Source organism: Pseudoalteromonas sp. MMG024, from assembly GCF_021654175.1.
In the GTDB taxonomy this organism is placed as follows: domain Bacteria; phylum Pseudomonadota; class Gammaproteobacteria; order Enterobacterales; family Alteromonadaceae; genus Pseudoalteromonas.
On record NZ_JAKFZO010000002.1, the window covers coordinates 196,585 to 213,034 of the forward strand.

A 16,450-nucleotide genomic window follows, 5' to 3' on the forward strand; every position below is an offset into this window, starting at 1 on the left:
TCCCTACTGCTGACATTGAATAGATGTTGGATAGGTAAATGTGCAAATTGCTTCACTGGCTTCATTGCCCGCTGAGTCAGAAACAATTAGCTTAAAGGAGTTCTCACCTTCATTTAACTCGCTCGCTTTCGGGCGATACACAAGCTGAAAATGTGCTGGGGTTTGTTCCATTAAATCGTCTGTCAGCTCAGTGATTTGATGATAATCAAGCCAGATCTGAGCAAAATTAGGAGCAGTATTTAAATGTAACGACTGTTTTAAATTAGTGGCATCAATTACGCTGCCATTGGGCATGGTTATTTTCAGTTTATTTAAGTCCACACCACTAACACTCTTGATACCGGGGTAAATCGATGTATCGTTATCGCCATTTTTAAATACATCATCTATTGTAAATGAAATATAGATTGGTGTGGGGTAGATAGGGATAGTTGCACTTAAATTTTCATAAAGTTTTTCGAAGTAGAAATAGGACGTGTGGTATCGTTTATAGCCATAGAATATCTTTGATTTATCCGAATTATTTCCTACAAAAACATTATGGGTGTAACTAGGTATAACTGCTTTCACCAAAACAGGCTTATTAGCATAAAAATCGCCTATATTTGTTACTTGAACACGTCCTTTTCTAACAGAAAAAATTGATCGGTACCCATCACAATCCCCATCTTCTTTAGGTAAGCAAACAAGTTTTGTGTCAATAGCCTTTATTTCGGTCTGCTCATTATTAGAATTGATGACGCTGAACTCTATAGGCTCGGCTTTTGATGTGATGTTATAGTGGTTTAAAAAGTTTGTGTCATTATCAATCTCGTACGCATCAATCAATATATTAGTCTTATCTCCTAGGGCATATTTAGGCTGCGCATGCTCATTGATAGGATCATAGTTAACATGAAGTTCTCTTACATCACTCCATACATTTTGTCTATTACCAGAATTTGCATAGTGGTATGACCGTTCAAAACCATGGGGAACAAACTCAATCACTTCGTCCAATGGCTGGCCCACAATAGCAGATAAATTGTTAGTGCCATGTTCGTGAACTAGTCTAGGACCCATATCAACAGCTAATGTATAAACAACAGAATGATTGTCCAACTGTATATTTATAGTATAAGGTTGTGCCAGTCCTTCCGTATCCGAGCGACCAAATTCATCAAAAGTTGGTAATACATTGCCTACAGATATTGACCCAATCCAAATGCCGTAGTCATTTGTTTTAAACCCTGTAATAGGTACGCTTGGTGAGTTACTGGGCTCAATTGAAATACCACTATCAGCTCCAGGCGATATCAGCTTCACATCCGCATTGGCAACTGGATTGCCATACCCATCTTTGGCTATCAAACCAATTGAATTGTAACTTTTTGTTAACATTGTTAACTGGAGATCGGTCATTCTATTCGCTGTAACCTTACTTACCTCTCCAGCCTTACTTTCTGCACTAAAAACAACCGGTGCCGATTGACCCGGTACAGTCATCATGACAACTTGCGGTAACGTGATTAAAGGCTTCGTAATATTATTGTCATTATTGATGTAAAGTTGCTCGCCCAATTTATGAAATGCTTTCACTGTGCCAGTAGCATCGGTTGTCAGTCTTAACTTTTGCTCTGTTGTAGCGCCGGACTTGTCTCCTAACTTACCGTCTCCTGATACAACCACCCAATCAACGAAAAGTCCTTCTATACCCTGTCCTTCAGCGTTTAAAAACGTCGCTGTCCAAGGTTCAGGTAGTTCAGTGCCTACCGTGCAGGCACTACCACAATTTTGCTCAGTTTTAGCTATTTCAACCCTCGCAACGGGCGTATCAATCACTTTTACATTTAGCTTTATTGGGTCATTTTCAGGGATCCCTGGCGTGGTAATTTCTAACTCAAAATCACTAATCAAGTTAGGTCCCGTCAATTTCACCGCAACCATGCCATAACTATTTGATTTCTGAGTATCTAAATATGTATCAACCGTTTCGTTAGCAGTGCTGGAGCTACCCAGTTTCTTTTGTTGTATCGATTTTGCTTTTGTTTGAGGTGACACACTGGTTGTTCGTTGCGTAATGACCACATCTGCATTTGAGATAGGTTGACCACGTTTATCTGTCAAAAGCAGTAAAACAGGTTCTTTCAGTTCTGTACCTCTCACTGCGGTCTGAAAGTCGCCCATTAAGGTTGAAATTTTAGAAGGACCGACAGGCGCTTCAATATTAAGCGAAAGTTCGTAAGCACCAACCATTTGTGCGCCAACAACAAGCGTGTATATCCCTGTTTCTTTGACTTCAAAACCGTTAACAGAGATATAATTACTCGCAACCTCCACACTTTCATGCAGTAGCAAACCACCTTTTGGACTGAGCATTTGTAACGTGAGCATTGGCGCGCTATTAATGGGGTTCACCATAACGTTAATTTTTGACCCAGCCAGCGCAACAAAGGTATAAATATCTTGCTCGCCTAACGTCTCAATTGCAGCCTCAACAATCATACCTGATAACAACTGCGTTGAATCCAAGTCGGCTTCAGTGATGCGATTAGAAATGACACTGATTGGCGCCGAGTTACTCGTTAAGTCGTTAACCGTTACCGATAGCGAATAGTCGCCAGCTGCTATAGTCTCAGGCACATGAACAAACAAACTATTATGAGATGCACTTTTTACCTGTAATCGTTGACCATTCAGTAATACAATATTGTCATTAATATTTGTAACAAAGCCTTGTCCTGTAATAAGAACATGCTCGCCCTTAATCACACTACCAGGCGAAATATGATTAATCACCGGTGCTGTAATTGACTCCTTTGAGAGCGCAAACTTTCCAGCATCCGCTAACATGCGTACTTCAACAGCCACACCATGAGTAAGCGTAAAGCGGTCTCCCACCACTTCTGAGCCTTGGTACTGAGTCTCAAAATACTGTTTTGTCTGTGCATCATAATAGCGAATGCTTTCAACTAACTTAGAATCACCTAACGCACTTATAAATTGATAAGAATCAAAATTTGCCGGGGGGCAACTAATTGCAACTAAGTTAAGCCCCTTCTTTAACTCAAACTCATGACAAGAAGTCACACCGGGAAAGACCATTTCTCCATCCGTCTCACTGGTAATTAAATAGCCTTCTCCGGGCTCAATATCAAATGAAACGCCTTGCGGTTCACCATTAAGCATAAATGCAAACTCGAACCCACCCGTGCGTTTATTAAATTTTTCAATTCGGTTTACGCCAATAAATTGACCAACTTGCTGCAATAAATCGTGTGAATTTAAACCAAAAGGAATATGTTGCGGGTAGCTAAAATAATTTAACCCGCGCTTTAACGAAAAGGTAAACTCACTCTCAATTTTTTGATTTATGTAAAAATCGATACCTGACGTTTGTGAACCTGCGGTTACATCAAATAACTTCGGCTCTTCACTGCCCTCTTCGTAAGACGATTCATTTAAGTCGTAAAATTCTCGCTCAAAAAAAACGGCATCAGGTAGACGCACTAACGCATTCATCCGGGCGGCTTCTAGTCCCGGGTGAGTCGCATCTAATGGCTCAATTTGTAAAAGGTACTTTCCAACAGGCACATGCAAACTATAGCTGCCTCCTGTCAGGCTATACGTGCCCACTACTTTTTCGCGAGTCTCACTATCTATGGCAATAATATGCGCACCTCGGATAGTCTCACCAGACACGCCATTTATTACTGCGCCCTCAATACGGCCATATCGCTGTTGAGCATCGTTTTTACCCATATAACTTGCCAACGTTGCGATATCATCAGGCTTAATTTGCGCGCCTCTTATAAGGTCAGTGTCTAACACAGGATACATAGTAGTGCGCTCAATAGAACTGTGCGCCAAACCGATGCAATGGCCAATTTCATGCAGTGCAATGTTGTGAATATGTTGCTCAGAAAACGTTTTTGAGCCATCAAAGAAAATGTCAGCATCAAAAATACTGCCAGCAGGGTAAACTCCCAAGGGAATATCTGCTTCACCATCACCATTGAGGTCGGCATTATCTGCGGTTATTTCAATAGCAGAGTTAAATACAGAATAGGCACAAACAGCCAGCACATCATCTGTAAATGTAATACCCCGATTAATAAATGAAACAAGGTTGTAACCATCAATTTTTGCTCCCAACTGACTGCCATCTCCACTGCCGCTTTCTGTTGACAGGCCTTGATATTGAAAAGACAAATGACTATCCGGTAGATTTTGCCATGCTGCAAACGCATTTTTTAATTGTTGCTCAAGCGCTGTTAGCTCAAGTTGGTTATACCCAGCATCATTTAAATGCCATTTGTAGGGAAGATTAGCATCGTGCCATTTTACGGGTGATACGTTATTCGAATCGTCGATTGTCCAATTAACACTTCCTGCCAATACAGGAAACGTTGCCAACATGAATAGTTGGCAAATCCAATTAAATGTTTTCATGAATTTTTATTCTTGTCGGTTAGTGATTACAATGCGCTTGTGTTGCCATTTGCTTTATTTGTGTTTGCGTGGCCGCTGTTAATATTTTCAGCCCTTTAGCAGCGCTTACTGTTGTGGTGCAAAAAGGCATTAACAGATGGGCGGCTTTATTTGCAACTGGCTCTAACCGCGAAAAAGTCAAAGTAATATCTGTAAGCTCACTTTCACTATCCCACCAAGTGGTTAACACATACGCTTTTTCAAGCTCAGCGTTCAGTGGGGCTGTTAAAACTAAGTTGGCTAAATTAAAAACAGCGCGATTGAGCGTTGCATTCACAGCAAGGGGGTACCTACTGAGTTCAGGTATTGCAAGCACATATTGCCCATAATCACGCTGCCATTTAGGAGCATATACCAAGGGAAGTTGCTCGCTCCAGTGCATTTGTTCAGCCGTTGCAAGCGAAGCCGACATACCCGCATCTGCTAAAACCGCTAAATTTTTAACAACCGCCGCTTGTTCACGTCCTAACGAAAAATGATGTATTTGCGTGGTGCCAGCAGACAAATCAACTGCTTTTTCAAATTTAATCTCACTGCTGTGAGGCGTAACATTATACTGAATAAAATCAGCACTCACGGGCAATGCAAGTGTCATCGCGACAAAAGCGGCCGCTTTAGTTAAGCTATCCATCTAAACGTCCTTATTTACTTGCTGGCGCGGTTATTTTGTCTGTAGTTTTTGGTTTTACCACATCACCACTTGCAGGCTTTTGCGTGATCCGTGCATGTTGCTGTATGCGCCCTATCCCCGTCGCGCCTAACGCAACGTTTGTGGCATCTAAGCGCTTTACAATAAATTTATCGGTAAAGTTCGTTTGGTTAATCTTTTCATGTGTTAAATGAATTACTTTTGCCGTTGGCTTGTTTACTTTATTGTTTTGATGCTGTGTTTTAATTGGCGTCGTTGCTACTTGCTTCGTTGCCAATGGCTGCCCTTGATAACGCGTTGTATACTGATTCTGTATCATACTTTCAATTAAATCTTGCTCAGTTTGCGACGCCTCAAGCTGACAACACACAACGACAAACAAACCAATCACTATGCACTTATTTTTCATTGCCTAATCCTTTATCTTTTCGTTCACTTAATAGCTTACGAATACGTGCTTTAGCATTCATTAAAGTAAGTGCCTCTTGCTTTAATACTGCCTTATGCGGCTTGCTCTTTTGCTCAACGCCCGCAGTTGTAATAGCTGCTTGACTATGCGTGGCAACTGCAAGTTGTGTTAGCGCAGGCAATATGGGTTTGTCGCTACCCAGTCCCTGAATGCGAATCACAGACGCCTTTCCATCAAGCAAAGCATGATGACCAAGACCATCTGATTTTGTAAAATAAAGGGCTTCGTCACCTAGGTTTAATGTTGTTTGATGTGAAAGGTGTTGCGACACCGAGACATTCAGTTGAGGATGCAGCGCTGTTCCACCTAACTGGCTAATAACTAGGTTTTTCTTAGCTGCGTGCCCATTCACTGCTGCGGTCAAGTCATCTCTTACTAAAATGTGCGTAAGTGTCATAATTTGACCATCTACCCATTCACTCTGCTTCGACATAACACGCCCCTGCACCACGACTTCTGCATTTTTTAGTTGTGACTTAAGAGAATTTGCATTACTTGTTTGGCAAAACAATAATAGTGATAGCATTAAAATATAATTAATCCGTGCCACTGTTTGTTCCTTCCTTAGATTCTGGGGTAAATGCCCCTTTTGTTGCTTCTAATCTGATTTCAGGCTTTGTACTGTCAAATAACAACACATGATTGCGGTCAAAACCGGGCTCATAAGCAAAGGCACCCACCTTATCTTTTAAATCACCAAACATATCGCCCGGTACGGATTCGGTTGTGTGCCAAAAATACTCATTTTCCCGTGAGTAGATAGAACCTTCTTCGCCCGCATAAATAAGATAGCTCGGCCCCGTTTTTGTTACATAACGTCTCGCAGGTGTCGCAGGCGTGCTATCCAACAAACTACCTAACATCACATCCTCAGTCGGCTTACCGGTTTTATCTCGGTGATTATTAAGATCCGCCGCTTTTACTAACAAGGTAATACGTCCGTTTAACCCATCAGCAAATAACCCCGCGAGTTCACTGGCTGGGATCGTCACTTGCCAACAGTTACCCGTGGTTAATACGTCTGTACTAAGCGACACACAACCCGAAAATCCATCATTGAGTACGTTAAACGTTAGGTTATCTATATTAAACAGTTTATCAGTGCCCATCTTGGTTAAACCCAGCTCAAAACCGCTATTGGCAAGATTGGGATGGCGAATGGCTTCATTAAACTTAAGGTTCACTGTGATGGCGTCATTTTGATTTAAAAACCCTAAATGAGGAATGGTTTGCGCCTTATAGCGCTGGGCAATAAAGTTAAACGGTTCTTTCACAGAATTATCTGTTAAAGGAAACTGTGCTTTCTCATACATCATGGTAATCCGGCCGCTTTTGTTTACCTTACCTTGCCACTTCATGCCATAGTGCGTGCGGTTGTTTTGTGCTACCGTCACTTCTTGCAAATAAGGCGGTAAGTTTGCCACATCATAAAAAAACTGGCTGTAGCCGGTTAAAAATTCCATTGAATACGGAATTAACACCTCTGCAAAGCGCTCCAATAAACTATCGCCTTTTAAACAGCGGATTTGCGCTGCCGAATATTCTGTGCACGTTTTAACTAGCGGATTGGTTGCTGAAAATGGTTTTGTAATATCTTGGCGAAGATAGTTTGGCCTCAATAACCACTCTCCAGGGGCGATGTTTTTGCCATCCTCTTCCCCTTCGTAAACCATGCCTTTCATGGTTTGTTCTATGTAGTAAAAGTCTTCAGGTCCCCCCATGGCTGACGCCTCCCACCAATCGGCAAACAAGCTGTTAAAACTGCCTCTAAGCCTAACTCTATGAGCTGGATAGTCGCCGCTCCCCTCTCTATGCTTGGCCGCTGCATGCAGAATCTCGTAGTGGGGTAACTTGCGTCGCGACTTAAGGTTTAGGCGCAAACCACACTGCGTCAGTTTTGGGCCTTCTTCACTTACATAGTCAGCAAGGTCGCCAAAATAAAACATTTTGCTAAGTTCCCCTTGACCACACAGCATACCCGCAGCCTCATACGATGCAAGGGTTGCTTCTACATCAGTAAGCCACTTTTTACCGATTTCACTTGCCCTTATTGGCTTTGAATAGGAATCATCGATAATCTGTATTTTAAACCACGTTGGTAAATGACCTTGAAATAACGGCACGTTATAAATGCCGCGCGACATCACATTTGGGTCAAGTAAATCAGTTAATCCACTCACAACAGATGGGTCGCTACTGCGCCCCCAAAGTTGCCCCGCACTCGTTACTAACTTTGCGTGTGGCACCGCTCTAAACCAAGGATCAGCTATCCCTCCAATAAATTCATAGATTTTACTGGGAATAAAATGGGCTTCGTAATCATCTGGCTCGCCATGTAGCTGATAATCTTTTGCATGGGTGAACACCGTTAAATGAGCATCGCCGTGCACATGGGCAATGGAGCTCATATCTTCCGCGTGGTGTAGGGCATGGCCAAATAACCACATGGCTTTAGCACCGCTTAGCTGCTTGCCGTGGTGCTTTATACTCCAGTCCCCTTGCGGGTCCATTTCGACTAAATCATCGATGGTATTTAAATAACCCATGGTCGTAATGGCATCGTTAAAAAACCGCCCGGCGGCGATTTCGCTGGGTTCAATAAAACCATAAAAGTCATGCACTGCACCCGTTGCGCCAATCACCCAATCGCTTACATTCATCGGCATGCCCGAATACGCGTGTTGAAAATGCGACATCACGCGGTTTGCAGGTTCATCTTCCATTACCACGCCATCAAGTACATCCAAACTCGGTTTACGAAATGCTTTATAGGGCGTCTTTTTTGAAAAAATCGTACCAGCATCCTCATCGATGTCTTTTTGATCTTTATTTGGAAACAACGGATCAAAACCCCAAAGGTAAGGGTATAGCTTGCCAAGTTCTGATTTTTGCTGCGCTTCACCAAAGTGCTTAATTTCATAGGCCGGGTGCTGCTGATACAGCTGGTAATACGCCCCATCAGTTTTGTCTAATGTCTTAATAGACTCGCCGATGATATGGGTGATCCTAGGGTGAGTGGTATTCGTGTCATGGGCTATACCTGTTAGGCTCACTCCTAATAGTGCTAAGCAGAACGCTATTTTAGTTAGTGTAAACTTACAGTCCATAAAAATGTTCCGTCCTTGGTTTTTTAATATCGTCTTGGCAATCCACGCGGTCAAAACAGTCAGTTTCTGGGTAGCGATAAAACCACTCTTTGTATATGGGGTTATATTTTGCCTTAATGCGGGCCTGCTCTTCGGACGAAAACTGCGGCAAATATTCTTCTCGCATCATACGAATTTGCCATCGAATTTCTCTTCCTAAGTTATATCGACCTTGCTCGTATAACATTTTATTAGAATGATGCTCTCTAGTGCCCGGCGCAAACTGCACCATTTTAGCTTTGTAGTCAGCCGCATACCCCTCAATATAAGCTAATTTCGCTTCAAACGGTTCGGCATCAAGAGTGAGCGGAATTGTTTCATCTGCGCGACTTGGCGCAATTCCTCTTTCTGTGGTTGAATTAGAATAAAGCGGATGTACTAACGTAAAAAGCATATTGGCGTAGGCATTTGATATAAATAGTTGCAGCTTTTCCCGCGGAAAAACCACTGCTTGATTAGCGTAGCCGAGCTTTTTATGGCGATAGTGGTTGTAGCTATCATCACGGGGGCAGCCACCATGACCACAGGTTTCAACATGGGCCGATGTGATAACAAATGGCTCTGTCGATTCAATGCCATCTTGTGGCTTGACCGTAACCGCAATGGGCCCACGGTAGCCGTGTGACTTATCCATCAAGCTTGTGCACCCGGCCAACACCAAAATGCTAAGTGTTAAAAATAAGCGTTTCATTTTATTGTTCCTTGTAAAGCGCCGTTAGCCTTGGCATTGGGGGATTAAATACCAAAATAGACTCGCCAATAATCTCATTGATACGTGGATGGGTGGTATTAGTATCATGGGCTATACCTGTTAGGCTCACTCCTGATAGTGCTAAGCAGAACACTAGTTTCGTCAGTTTAAACTTACAGTCCATAAAAATGTTTCGTCCTTGGTTTTTTTATATCGTCCTGGCAATCCGAGCTACCGGAACAGTTTGTTTCTGGGTAGCGATAGAACCACTCTTTATAAATGGGGTTATATTTCGCCTTAATCCGGGCCTGCTCTTCGGGCGAAAACTGCGGTAAATATTCTTCTCGCATCATGCGAATTTGCCATAGAACAGCTCTTCTTAGATTGTATCGCGCTTGCCCGTATGACCATTCATTGTCGCGATACTCTCTAGTCCACCGCGCAAACTGCGCCATTTTAGCCTTGTAGTCAGCCGCATACCCCTCAATATAAGCTAATTTTGCCTCAAACGGTTCGGCTTCTAGGGTCAGCGGAATTGTTTCATCCGCGCTACTTGGTGCAATTCCTCTTTCTGTGGTTGAGTTAGAGTACAGCGGATGTACTAACTTAAATAATATATTGGCGTAGGCATTTGATATAAATAGTTGCAGCTTTTCCCGCGGAAAAACCACTGCTTGATTAGCGTAGCCGAGCCTTTTATGCCGATAGTAATTGTAGCTATCATCATACGGGCAGCCACCATGACCACAGGTTTCAACATGGGCCGATGTGATAACAAACGGCTCTGTCGATTCAATGCCATCTTGCGGTTTAACCGTCACCGCAATGGGCCCACGGTAGCCGTGTGACTTATCCATCAAGCTTGTGCACCCGGCCAACACCAAAATGCAGAGCGTTAAAAACAGGGGTTTCATTTTATTATTAGTCCTTTTCAAGCGCTGTGTTGTCTTATCATATTGTTGTTATTGGCCATTTTTAGTCACTTTTCGCTACACTAGAGCGCGTTAAAGTGCTGTGTTTGTGGCTTTTGCGCATCTTGTTACAGTGCGTTCCTAAGCACAGTTTTCACTTAATATCTGTAAAGAAACAGTCACAACAACGCGCAAAGCTTGGTTTATCGTAGAATTACGCTTTGTTTAATTTAAGCTTTTTGCAGTAATCACTGGGTTATCGGCACTGCCTGAAATGGTATACCCTAAAATGTTTGCTAAGTCGGCTAGCTCTGGGGCAATAAATAAACCACTTTCAACATCATGCATAAGATTCAAGTTAGCTAAAATAGACGAGCGATTTTCTGTCAGTAAAAGCTTGAGTGCTTCATCACGCTCATATTGACTCATAACACGATTAAAGTTCGCTTTAATTAAATTAAGCTTTTCTGGTAATAGTGCCTTTCGATAGGTAATGTAACGCTCTATCAATGTGAGGTATTCGGGAGGCAACCCTGCACTACCATAGTTAGCTGTGATATATTTAAAATCAGCAACTTCAGCTAATCCTAGTAGCGTCAATAGCGTTGTATCAAAGCCATAGTTATCTGCTATTGATTGATCTAATGCTTTTGCAAGTTTGGCTATCGCCACACTATCACCAGGCGTACTCAGCTTGCCAAATATCCAACTTGCTGGGCCTCTAAAGATTGGATGCGCCAGCTCACTGGCAAAAAAGTCAATGTCTGATTTTATCTCTGGTTTAGGGTGATAGGTGAAATACATAAGCGTTTCACGAAAACGTAAACCTCCAAGATCGAGATCCGATAAATAACTTGTATAAAATTGTTCAGCACGCGTGGTGGGGCCGCCGAGCATAATAGCCAAGTTAATCGACTTCTGTGCAAGTGCAACGTGACTCGTACCATTTGCAAGTGCAATCATGTCAGCTTGTAATGAAGGGTAAAGAGCATACTCGTAAACATGATTTGCTAGTAAAAACTTAGTGCGCAAAACCGCCTCTTCAAGAGGTGCATGAGTATTATTAGGTGTCGTTGTCAGCGCATTATATTGCGTTTCAAATTGGTTCAGTTGTGTCACGAGTGAAGGAACTTGACTGAGGCCTTTATCTGCACTTTCTGCCAAGTCCTTTACTTGCGCTTCTGCCGCTTCAATTTCAGCGAGCTCCAGTGCATTCAATGATAGGTTTGTACATAATATACATGCTGAAATAAGCCCTGAAACGAGGCTCTGGTATTGATTTCTCACCTTGATAAATCCATTTAATCTGTCTCCGTAATCGGGGCATTATACGTGTACAACATGTTAAATCAAGAAAATGAGAAAAATTCACACTAAAACATTAAAAATTATAAACAACTGAATTTAATGCAAAATATTGCCGACCCCTTTGAATATAGAGTTATTACTCAATTTAAAGCGATTGTAAAATTTGACATCTAGTCATTTTATACTAGCGATAAATCGTGTGGTTTACTTTCAAGTAAATAGGTTTTTACACCATGTTTCAGCTACCTGAAATATACAAAAAAGAGTCTACTTATTTTGATGTTATTACAATCAAAAGCGGTTACTAAGCTAAAGTTTGCAAATGAAAGATGCCAAAAACATAATGCGAAGTTTTAGGCGAGTTATAGAGAATGCATTAAAGCGTTATAATTTGATTAAAAAAAACGTAATTTCAAGTGATACTATCCCATAAAAACAACAAACACTTTATATGGCGCATTTCCTTTATTCATAGAAACCTTTTTCTTAAAAATTCATGATTAGGATACAACTTGGTTAATGAAAATGCCTCAAATCACTTAGCGATTCAAGTAAAGCCATGTCATGTAACTAGCTTGAATCTGTTAGGCGTTCAAGATTCAGCTTTGTTTTTCCTCTGGCAGCCACGCGCGCAGTTTAGTTTTAAGATTGGCTTCAACAATTGGTTTAGTAATGTAATCATCCATTCCGGCTGAGATACACTTCTCGCGATCGCCAACCATTGCATTTGCCGTCATAGCGATAATTGGAATACGTTCGTTGTGTTTGCCTGCCTTACCATTTCGAATCGCCTTGGTGGCATCATAGCCGTCGAGTTCTGGCATTTGGCAATCCATCAAAATTGCAGTAAAGCTGTCTTCACTTTCGTTTAGTATATTGAGTACCTCTTGCCCATTTGAGGCAATTTTAACGTCCGTTAAACCTAATTTGGCTAAGGTGCTTTTGGCAACAATTTGATTTACTTGGTTATCTTCAGCAAGCAATAGTTTAATATTTTTCGCCCATTTAACCTGAACATTTGTCGCGTGAGTTTGTAGCGTTTGAATATAATGGCGAGTTACTAAAGGTGTTGCTTGCTCAAGTGCATCGCCGCCGTCAACCACAATCGATAACGCATCGAGTAAATCTGAGGTCGTCGCGGGTTTCGGAAAATAGCCCGCAAAACCAAGCTCTGCGAAATAAGATGCATCGCCTTGATGGTTCATTGAGGTCATCATCACCAATTTTGTTGCATGAAAATCTGGATGCTGTTTAATCGCTTTACCTAATTGCGCACCATCAACATTCGGCATTTGCATATCCAAAAACGCAATATCAAAGCAACGTTGGTGAGTTTCAAAGTAAGATTTACACATCAACATCGCTTCATCTGCTGAAAGCGCTTCAGTTACACGTGCACCCCAAAACTCAAATTGACCACGTAAAACGTCTAAATTTGTTTTATTGTCGTCAACAATCAAAATATGTAATTTACTAATATCAATCGATGGAATACTGGCTTTAGCCCCACTGCCACAGCCAAGCACTAAACTAAATTTGAAGCTGCTCCCCTTGCCCTCGAGACTACTCACCTCAATGCTGCCCCCCATCAGTTCACACAACTGTTTAACGATAGCCAAACCTAACCCAGTGCCACCATATTTACGTGTTGTAGAGGCGTCTACCTGAGAAAATGTTTTAAAAAGCTTGGATTGTTGCTGCTCTGGAATACCAATTCCGGTGTCATTAACTTCACAATTAAGCAGATATTGATCTGAACCTTTTACTTCTAAGGCCGCTTTTATCACTACTTCACCCTGTGCGGTAAACTTAATGGCATTACCGACTAAATTGTATAATATTTGACGAAGACGGTTTGGATCGCCCATCACCGTTTGTGCATTTACGTTGGTAATGTCCAGTATCAATTCAAGGTTTTTTTGATGAGCCTGAATCGCGGCGGCCTCTGCAAATTCGCCAAGCAAGGTGCGTAAATCAAACTCAATTGATTCAAGCTCGAGTTTACCTGCATCAATTTTTGAAAAATCCAAAATATCATTGAGTAAGTTTAATAGTGCATTTGCACTGCCAATTGCCACATTTACCCGATGTAATTGTTCTTTCGACAGTTCGCTTGTTTGCAGTAAATTAAGCATACCTAACACCCCGTTCATTGGTGTTCGGATCTCATGACTCATTGACGCCAAAAATTCACTTTTCGCTTTATTGGCATTTTCCGCTTGATGTTTAGCTAATTCCAGCGCTTTGTTTATTTCAATACGCTCGGTTACATCGGTAAGCGATCCCGCCATACGCGTGGCATTGCCATTTTCATCCCAAATTGCGGTACCTCTTGCACGATAAAACCGGTACTCCCCACTTTTTGTGCGTAAGCGGTACTCAATATCGTAAAGCTGCCTTTCTTTTAAATGTTGTTCGATTGCTGTATTGACGCGTTCTTTATCATCAGGGTGCAGGGCATTTTCAAAACTCGCAAAGGTATTAGGAAACGCCTCATCGTATGACGAGTAGCCTAGTAGTTCTTTATAGCGCGGCGCATAATAAACCGTTCCGGCTTTTATATCCCAATCCCACAAACCATCGTTACTTCCAGCTACAGCCACTTTATAGCGTTCTTCACTGAGTTTAATTGCACGCTCAGAAGCCGCTAAACGCCGATAGGGATCGAGCAATAATCTGTGGCCGACGAGATAAAGTACTATCCAAGCCACCAAAAGGCTTATTAAAATTGACGACGCTATTTTAATAATCACCGCCATCACGCGCTGCTCAATAAGTTGCATATTTAAATGATAATTGAGCGTAAGTCCGGTGTTTCCAAGTGCCAGCGTAGCAACCGATAAATATTCGGTATTGCTCTTTAAACTTGAGAAATCTAACCATTTTCCATTAAGCGTTACGCCATAATTCGCACTGTTTATTACATCTTGAAAAAGCTCAGCGAGGGAATAGCGGAATTCAACAATCATTACCCCTTCGGTAAACCCGTTATACTCTACAGGTACCGCAATTAAAAAATGATCACCGTCTTGCAACGTATTTAAAGTCACTACGTGAGCAACGTTTTCACTCAACAGTTGTGCAAGCCAAGGGGCGTTTAAATCGGGAGGCTCTGCTTCACTGTTACTATAAACAAGTTCACTAGCAATATTCACAAGCCAAATTGGATGCTTTTTACCAACTAAATGATAGTCATCTAAATAATCTGACAAAGATGCAGCAGACACATCTGAACCCATAACACCATTCACTAACATAGGTTGCTTAGCCAAGTCACGCAGCAGCTGTAATCGTGTTTCTACAAACTGTTGAATGTAACTTGCGCTTAATTTAGCTTCGGTCTTGGCGTTATTAATCTCATATTGCCGCATATTTTTATCAGTGGTGAAACCGACAAATACTGCGCTCACTAAAACCGACAGTAACAGGCTTAGCACCACAAAAGATAAAAACGCACTATTAGCTGATAGCTTTGTAGTTAATTTATTATTCGCCATTTAGCGCTCTATATTATTAAACACACGAATACCACCATTCGCTTTGTATTCAGCCATACATAAGTTTTCAAGTCCTAACGCGTCATGGGCATCAGGCTGGGTAGGACTCCATTGAGAAAACGGTGGTTGATACGTTTTAATCAAACCTCTAATGGGCTTCTTAATACGCTCTAATTCATCGCGCAGAGATAAACGAATATCGCTAATATCGCCCTCAGTTTTAACATTAACAAACGCGGTTAAAAATATTTTTGCTAAATCAAAGCTATGAATAAATCCAGCTGGCGCCGATAAGTTTTCCAACCCAGTAAATTTATTTGGAAACAACTTTGTGGCTGTAACAGCGGCCTGTTTTGCAAGAGGAGACTGGTTTTGTGGTTCGATAGCGAAACACGTTTGAATAAAGTTTAGTTTAACGTCAGTGGCTAGATGTTGTTTTACATAGCTATAAAAGTCGCCGCCAGTGATCCCCCAATGGCTCACTATTGGCACGCGTTGGTCAGCCGGCAGCGCCGCCATTGCATCAACAAATTGCTTGCCCTCTACTGCATTACCAACAAACAAAATACACTCTGCGCGCGTTGAGGTAATATCTCGCAGCATTATTTTGGCTTGATTAAGTTTTGTATTCCAACTAAACCAGGTTACAGCACTGTCATGTTCGCTGCCTAGCGCCTTTCGCATGGTACTGTGATTAGACTTGCCCCAAGGCGTTTGCTCAAGCAGCATGTGGGGCTGCTCACACCCTAATTGATCGCGTGCAAAGCTGACGATGCGATACCCCGCTTTAGTGTCATCAACCGATACACGAAATACCCAATTTGTAGGCTCTGCATGGCGAGTAATTGGCCCACCTGCAGCCCATGGCACAAGTAGCAACACTTCATTTTTACTAATAAACTGCTTGTACTTTATATAAGGTGGCGAATGTAAGCCGCCCAACATAAACAGAGCATGTGGGTCTGCCAAAAATTGCTTCATATGCAACAAACTACGATTACTGTTACCGCGATGATCTTTTTCAATAAAGTTAAATTCTATGTTGTTAAACTCGTTTTCGTATTGCGAAAGCGCAGCTAAAAAACCCATTTTCATCGCATTGGCGGATTCGCCATGATTTGAATAGTCAGAGTCATGGTAGATATTAAAAACGCGCTTTTGTGCAATTGCGTGACTTGTGATAAACAGGGAAACCAACAGCATCCCTCTTACTAAAACTAACATCTGTTTACCTGCAAAATTTCCAGTAATTAAACAATAGTCAACATTTCAAGTTTAGAGTAGTGATAAGCAATTAATTTTGTTCAAT

11 protein-coding genes are annotated in these 16,450 nt (G+C 41.8%); all 11 read right to left on the reverse strand.

The window, feature by feature from the left end:
- Nucleotides 1-3: 3 nt before the first annotated feature.
- The 11 genes from L1068_RS02660 to L1068_RS02710 all read right to left on the reverse strand — a co-directional run bounded on the left by L1068_RS02660 (nucleotide 4) and on the right by L1068_RS02710 (nucleotide 16,365).
- A complete protein-coding gene (locus L1068_RS02660) occupies nucleotides 4-4,431 on the reverse strand; it encodes a matrixin family metalloprotease (protein WP_237128951.1) in 4,428 nt (1,475 codons plus the stop codon).
- Nucleotides 4,432-4,450: 19 nt separating this feature from the next.
- Nucleotides 4,451-5,101: a hypothetical protein gene (locus L1068_RS02665; RefSeq protein ID WP_237128952.1), complete on the reverse strand. Its 651-nt coding sequence runs from the start codon at nucleotides 5,099-5,101 to the stop codon at nucleotides 4,451-4,453.
- A gap of 10 nt (nucleotides 5,102-5,111) precedes the next feature.
- A complete protein-coding gene (locus L1068_RS02670) occupies nucleotides 5,112-5,528 on the reverse strand; it encodes a hypothetical protein (RefSeq protein ID WP_237128953.1) in 417 nt (138 codons plus the stop codon).
- Complete coding sequence (locus L1068_RS02675) at nucleotides 5,518-6,138, reverse strand: hypothetical protein (protein ID WP_237128954.1); 621 nt, start codon at nucleotides 6,136-6,138, stop codon at nucleotides 5,518-5,520. Before L1068_RS02675 ends, L1068_RS02670 begins: the two co-directional genes overlap by 11 nt.
- A complete protein-coding gene (locus L1068_RS02680) occupies nucleotides 6,125-8,695 on the reverse strand; it encodes a hypothetical protein (RefSeq protein ID WP_237128955.1) in 2,571 nt (856 codons plus the stop codon). Before L1068_RS02680 ends, L1068_RS02675 begins: the two co-directional genes overlap by 14 nt.
- Nucleotides 8,685-9,425, reverse strand: a complete 741-nt coding sequence (locus tag L1068_RS02685) for a hypothetical protein (protein WP_237128956.1) — start codon at nucleotides 9,423-9,425, stop codon at nucleotides 8,685-8,687. Before L1068_RS02685 ends, L1068_RS02680 begins: the two co-directional genes overlap by 11 nt.
- A gap of 1 nt (nucleotide 9,426) precedes the next feature.
- Complete coding sequence (locus L1068_RS02690) at nucleotides 9,427-9,609, reverse strand: hypothetical protein (protein WP_237128957.1); 183 nt, start codon at nucleotides 9,607-9,609, stop codon at nucleotides 9,427-9,429.
- Nucleotides 9,599-10,339: a hypothetical protein gene (locus tag L1068_RS02695; RefSeq protein WP_237128958.1), complete on the reverse strand. Its 741-nt coding sequence runs from the start codon at nucleotides 10,337-10,339 to the stop codon at nucleotides 9,599-9,601. Before L1068_RS02695 ends, L1068_RS02690 begins: the two co-directional genes overlap by 11 nt.
- A 222-nt stretch (nucleotides 10,340-10,561) precedes the next feature.
- A complete protein-coding gene (locus tag L1068_RS02700; protein WP_237128959.1) occupies nucleotides 10,562-11,623 on the reverse strand; it encodes a hypothetical protein in 1,062 nt (353 codons plus the stop codon).
- Nucleotides 11,624-12,243: 620 nt separating this feature from the next.
- Nucleotides 12,244-15,141, reverse strand: a complete 2,898-nt coding sequence (locus L1068_RS02705) for a PAS domain-containing hybrid sensor histidine kinase/response regulator (protein WP_237128960.1) — start codon at nucleotides 15,139-15,141, stop codon at nucleotides 12,244-12,246.
- A complete protein-coding gene (locus tag L1068_RS02710) occupies nucleotides 15,142-16,365 on the reverse strand; it encodes an ABC transporter substrate-binding protein (RefSeq protein WP_237128961.1) in 1,224 nt (407 codons plus the stop codon).
- Between the last annotated feature and the right edge of the window lie 85 nt (nucleotides 16,366-16,450).